Source organism: Rhodococcus sp. T7 (assembly GCF_009872365.1).
Lineage (GTDB): Bacteria > Actinomycetota > Actinomycetes > Mycobacteriales > Mycobacteriaceae > Rhodococcus_F.
In genome coordinates this window covers 1-6,014 of sequence record NZ_WXYH01000123.1, presented here as the reverse complement: position 1 = coordinate 6,014, position 6,014 = coordinate 1, and the positions used below count along the sequence as shown (strand labels likewise).

The 6,014-nt window shown below is 63.6% G+C and carries 2 protein-coding genes and 1 pseudogene; all 3 read right to left on the bottom strand.

Annotation, left to right across the window (positions count from 1 at the left end; all coding sequences use genetic code 11):
- Positions 1-303 precede the first annotated feature (303 nt).
- Positions 304-1,290 carry a PDR/VanB family oxidoreductase gene (locus tag MLGJGCBP_RS15255; protein ID WP_160096623.1) on the bottom strand — a complete coding sequence of 329 codons (987 nt, stop codon included), beginning with the start codon at positions 1,288-1,290 and terminating at the stop codon, positions 304-306.
- Between the two features lie 728 nt (positions 1,291-2,018).
- A complete protein-coding gene (locus tag MLGJGCBP_RS15250; RefSeq protein ID WP_160096621.1) occupies positions 2,019-3,317 on the bottom strand; it encodes a PucR family transcriptional regulator in 1,299 nt (432 codons plus the stop codon).
- Positions 3,318-5,019: 1,702 nt separating this feature from the next.
- A pseudogene (locus tag MLGJGCBP_RS15245) lies at positions 5,020-6,014 on the bottom strand (tryptophan 7-halogenase); the annotation flags it as partial.

Genomic DNA, 6,014 nt, shown 5'->3' with positions numbered 1-6,014 from the left:
GATGGGAACCGGGTTGTACGGGTCGTAGTCGCGGCGATACTGCCGGCGCAGGTCGTCGAGCGTCAGTTCTGTGGTCATGGAGGACTCCAGGAAGGGTGAGGGAATACGACACTGGTGTTGTAACCGTTGTTGTGGTGTGGATTACATACTAACGAAACACGATAGAGTTGGCTAGACGCGCTGCGGCCGAGGAAACAAATGCGAGAGTGCTGACGGCAGGATGTGGCGACGCGGCCCTCAACGACGTCGTGGAGGTTCACCCGTCGACGAAAGGCGTTGAGAGATGAAATGCGGTCGGGGTGTTCAGATCTCGAGAACGAGGCGTGGACTGCGTGATCGTGAGACGCACACCATCATCGTCTCGTTGGCCTCCTGCTCGGCCGGGCTGAGGATCGAGTCGCGGTGTTCGGGTGTGCCGTCCAGTACGGCGGTCTCGCAGGACCCGCATATGCCCTCCTGGCACGATGCGACTACCGGCACGCCCTGCTCTTCGAGGGCCTCCAGGATCGACTTGTCCGGCGGAACCGTCACGACCTGGCCGGAGATGGACAGCTCGACCTCGAACGATTCGGATAGGGCCGGTGTCTCGAGCAGTTTGGGGCTGAAACGTTCGATGTGGAGGGAACCGGACGGCCAGTTCCCTGTTGCTGTTTCGATCGCCTGGAGCAGGGGTTCGGGACCGCAGCAGTAGATGGTCGTGCCGGCCCGTGCCGTTCCGAGGAGGCCGTCGAGATCGAGTAGACCGAACTCGTCTTGCGGTCGGACCGACACCTTGTCCCCGTAAGTGGATTCGAGATGGTCGACGTATGACATGCTCGACCGTGAACGCCCGCCGTACAGCAGTTCCCACGGTATGCCGCGTTCTTCGGCGGCCAGGATCATCGGAATCATCGGGGTCACACCGATACCGCCCGCGACGAAGATGTAGTTGTCTGCCGGTTCGAGGGGGAAGTTGTTCCGCGGTCCCCGAACCTCGACGGCGGCGCCTACCTCGAGCTGGTCGTGGACATAGATCGAGCCGCCCCGACCCTCGGCTTCGCGCAGGATCGCGACCTGCCACGATGTGCGGTTGCGGGGATCGCTGCACAACGAGTACTGCCGCACCGAGTCGCCGGGAAGAAGGAGGTCGATGTGTGCGCCCGGCTCCCACGGCGGCAGCGGGGAACCGTCCGGGGAGGACAGCTCGAGCTGCACGACGTCGGAGGCCAGAATCTCCCGGCGCGTCAACGTCAGAGTTCTCGACTGTTCGAGATCCGAATCCACTGAGGCCTCCCTCGATTCGCTGACCATCGCATCTGACATGACTTTCCACCTGTTCGGACTGGACGGGGGTTTCACGGACTGGCTGCTCCGCCGGAAATGACTGTTCGAGTAGCGATTATAATCTAACATCATTGAAACACGATAAACAGGACTCACCGGAAGGTTCGCGCGTACCCGGAGGTGCCCAAAACGAAAGCTGATGTGGACCTCCGGTTGTGCGGGGCGCGTCCACCGTCGCCGACGTGCGCCCCGTATCCGCGTATCGTTGTCGATTTCGTAAAAGTCGTTGCCGACAAGCCTGATTCGCCGGGATCAGCGATCGCGGTCAACTCCATGGCAGGCTCGGCTTCACGCGTGTGTGCGGCCCGCCTGCACTTCACGCGAGCCGTGCAGGCGCCGGGTATCTGGGGCTCCGCGCATCAGCGCATCAGCGCTTCGAACGTATCGCACAGTTTGCGCTCGACGCGCGGGCGCAGTGATTGCTACGGAACAGAATCCGTATCGAAAGGTTGATGCCGACAACACTTCTCGGGTAGTTTGCGCGTGCAAACTGCGCAGAATCGTCCACCGAGTGTCTAGGTCGGGTCACCGCTGTGCGTATTCAAGTTCTCGTGCATCACCCCCGATCGAATTCGGCCAGGCTGTGCGTGAGTGCATGGACAGGCCGTGATAGCAACGATTTTCGGACAGCGTCACCACCGATGCGTGGTCAAGAAGGAGACCACGCGCGTGCTGAAGTACCGTGTCGCTGAGTATCATTCGGTGGTAATCGTTTCGGAATCGAGCACTGCGGTCCCGAGCCAGTGACACAGTGCCAGCGCGTTCTCGAGTTCCAGGCGGCCCTCCCGGACGTTCTTCCCGAGCAACTCCTCGATCTTGTGAATCCGGTAGATGACCGTATTCTTGTGCATGGTCAATGCGGCGGCAGCTGCGGTATAGCTTCCCCCGGTCGAGAAGAAGGTTCGCAGCGTCTGACGGTGCAACGCTGCGGTGGAGTCGTCGACCGCCAGCGGGCCGAGCACATCGCGTACCCACCTGCGAGCGGCGTCGAGATCCTCACACATCAGCGCCACGGCACCGACCAACCCGATGGGAACCACCCGGGGACCGGACACATTCGAGGCGCGTGCCACAACCGTGGCCTGGGCGGCCTGACGGTGGGTGCGGACGAACCCGGCCACCCCGTGCTGCGGGGCGCCCAGAGCGACCGTGATCGGTTGGTCCCACTTCTCGACCGCCGTGGTCCATCCCGACACGTCGGCGTGCGCGTTACCGCCGAGCGGGAGCCATGCCCACACGGTGCGTTCGTCACGGGGTTCGAACAACGGCCGTTCGTGGCAGTCGAGGTGCTCGGCGAGTGCGGTGACCGCACGCTCGAAGGCGGGGAGGTCGTGGGCAGTGCCGCCGGGTTCGATCCACGCGATGAGGCCCAGGTGGAATTGGTCGAGTTGATATCCGAGGGTGGACTCGGCGGCCGTCACGTCGACGGGGCGGCCGTCGAGGAGGTCGCCGATCCGAGCGGACCGGGCGGTACTGCGGTGGCGGAGCCACGTCTCGTATTCGAGTTCGTAGGTGTCGAGCATCTGTTCGTAGAGGCCGTCGATCTGAGTGGACAGTCGCGTCATGATCTCCACCGCAGCCTGCGCGACGACGGCCGGATCGGTGCCGAGTGTCTCGAGTTGTTCCAGGCACCAGCGCAAAATCGTGTTGTGTGTCAGTCGGTAGCCGCGGTCGAGAACGGTGATGGGAAGGCCACGTTGAGCGAGTACGCGGGCGTACTCGGACATTGCGGTCGGCATCGGCTCGGTGTCGCGGTCGTGTTCGAGCATCGCCAGGCTCAGTGACGTTGCGGCCTCCGCGCACGCGGTGAGAAGTTGTACGAGGTGGAGGTCGGTGGTGACTTCGTCGATCTCGGAGATCGTGCGCGTGATCATTTCTTCTGCGATGTCGACGCTGCGGGCGTTCGTTGCGGCGTAGACGGTGGCCACGAGTGTTCGAACTGCGGACCGCTGATCGGTGTCGGACGAGGCGCCGTCGTTGTCGAGTCTTGTCATTCTCCGAGTACTCACCCCTAGAGCTAGCTCCACGAGCGTACCGCCGGAGCGGAACGAAGATCTTCGCGACAGTGCGGCCGCGTCGCCGTGCCCGAATCCGTCACACGTGGGTGGCAATGGGTACGGAGTGAGTGCCCAGCTGCCGATCTCATATAGCCGTGGTCGGCGCGAACGGCAACACCCAGCGGTTCTGATGCAGTGATGCGGTGCACGATGTCGTCGAGTAGTTGCTGAGCCGCGGCCGGTGTTGCTCCGAACTCGACCAGCGAGGCGAGGCGGATCAGATCCTGCCAAGTGACGCGGTGGGAGTCCGGTGTGCCGGCTCGCCGACAGGAGAGGATGCGAAGGTGGAGGCGGGCCTGTAGGCCGAGGCGCCCCGCCGCCGTGAGCACGAGTTCTTCCCATGCGAGATAACCGAAGGGATCATCCGGTGATGGTGGTTCGGGCAGCAGTTCTGCGATTCGTCGGGCCAAGGTGGTGAAGTGGGCAATCTGTTCCACTTGGACTCCTCTACTAAAATGTAATCCCGGTCACACTGGACGTTATTGGTCTGCCACCAGCATTCCAATGGACCACCAGCCCACAGATTCGTTGTTCCTATTGGGCTGTGGGTACAACTCCGCTGATATCTGTGGGTTAGTGCTGTATAGAAATGCTCCCGCAGTATCTTCCGAGAAACCGGCTGTCACGCTTTTGCACTGCAAAGCGGGCGCTCGCGATGATGGTCCAGCTCTTCCAGGCTCGAACACCCGGTCGCGACATTGCGAGGAGGCCACGGAAAACCCGTCCCGAGCGCAGACGCCGGTGCTCGGTAGGTGGTGGATGGAGTGATGGGATGGATTGATCGAGTGCGTGGGTCGCTGAGCATTCGACGAGCAGGTGTACGGAGTTTCGAATTCGGTAGTCGTCGAAGCGGTGGTGGTATTGCTGGATCAAGTGTCCACGCACTACTTCGATGTGCTGCCGTTCGGTCACGTCCATGACCGAAATTGAGGTCGCGGGGGTGGGGAGCAGGTCGCCTGGTCCTACTAGCCGGAACACGGCGGACTCGAGAGCAATGCTTGTGGTGGCGTTGCAGGCGGTCCCCGCAGAAGGCAACCACGGTGAGACATCGACGAGCTCGGTACCGCAAGTTGTGCCCCGGCTCGAGCGAGCCCGCAGAGCTAGCTCGCGCCCCATTCCTGCGCCGGATCCTGGTATTGCGACCACACGGCCCTCGACATAGCCCAGGTATTCCTCTCACTGGGCGGCCGTAACTGCGGTTGACACGTAACGGACTCCACCCAAATCGCGGTGTGGGCATTTGCCGGAAACGGTCAGTTTCAGGTGCCGTTGACATGTAGGAAACGGACACGAACGCGGTGGCCGAGTTGGTGAGTCCTCCCCGTGGACAAGGGCCGGGGGCCGTTCCGGCTGTCGTTGGTTCGATGTCTGACGCGATGTGGAGCTTGTTGCTCATGAAGTAGGGCGCAAACAGTCCGACGTCGCGCAGACATTGGTGCGTTCGGTGGCGTCGATACCCCAAATCCGTCTCGTCGAGATGTCATGCCCGGTCTCCCTGTCGTTGATGCGGGGAGCGGGGACCGGGGCCTGCGGTTCGTCCACCCGAGCCGCAGGCACTGGGTCCACGCCCGTCGCCTTCCGTGAGGTTCTGCCGATGGGGCGAGGTTCTCGGATTTCAGGTGTCGACTCAACCCCCCGTTCAGCGTGGAACGACTGCCTTGCCCAGCTCCTCCCAGCGCTCGCGTACGGCGTCGACGATCTCGGCGTCGGCCAGCCACTCGGGAGAGCGCAGCAGCTGGGTGGTCTCGCGGTACCGGACGTAGCGCTCCGGGTCGAGCGCCATGTAGGCGGCGAGCCGGTCGGAGAAGTCCGACGAGGTCGGATCGACCTCCTGAGCGACGCCGTCGATCGTGTACTCCACACCGGGAATGCGGTGGTCGAGGGTGTTCGACGAGGTCCAGCAGTACTTGATCAGGGCATCGGCCTTGGCGTAGTACCGCCCCGCCAGTCCGGTCAGCTCATCGGTGCGCTCGGTCAGGTGAGCGGCCAGCTCGGTGCGCAGGTCCGAGGCCTCCAGTGCGGCGGCAGTCATTCCCTGCCCGTAGACGGGGTTGAAGCCCATCCAGGCGTCACCGAGGGCGAGAAAGCATTCGGGCCGCTCCGGCTGGCCGGCGAAGTCGCGAAGCCGGCTGCGGGTATCGCGCCACATCGAGATCTTCTCGGGGAACGTCACCTGCGACAGCGCCTTGTCCAGTTCGGGCACGCCGATGCTCGAGATGAAGTCGCGCAGCTTCTCCTCGGTCCGGGGCGGGTGGTCACCGGCGGAGCCCTGAGCGGTCAGGATCCAGCGGCGCTCGCCCTCGACGACCCACATCGCCATTGCCCGGGACGCCGATTCGGGGGTCAGGGCGCCGTCCCCGAACGCGGTGAGTGCGAGTGCCTGGAAGCCCGGGTCCCAGTCCTCGGGTACCTCCAGGAAGGTGGAGGAGTAGCCCCAGTGCGCGTTGACGACTTCCTCTCGGGGAGTGGGGTAGCCGAGCGCCTGCAGCCACGTCGGAGACTCGGAGAACCGACCGCTGGCGTCGATCACCAGATCGGCGGGCAGCTCCTCCCCGTGGGTGGTGCGCACCCCCGTGACCCGGCCGTCGGCGCCGAGCAGTCCGGCCACCTCGACGCCTGAGCGGTACTGCACGC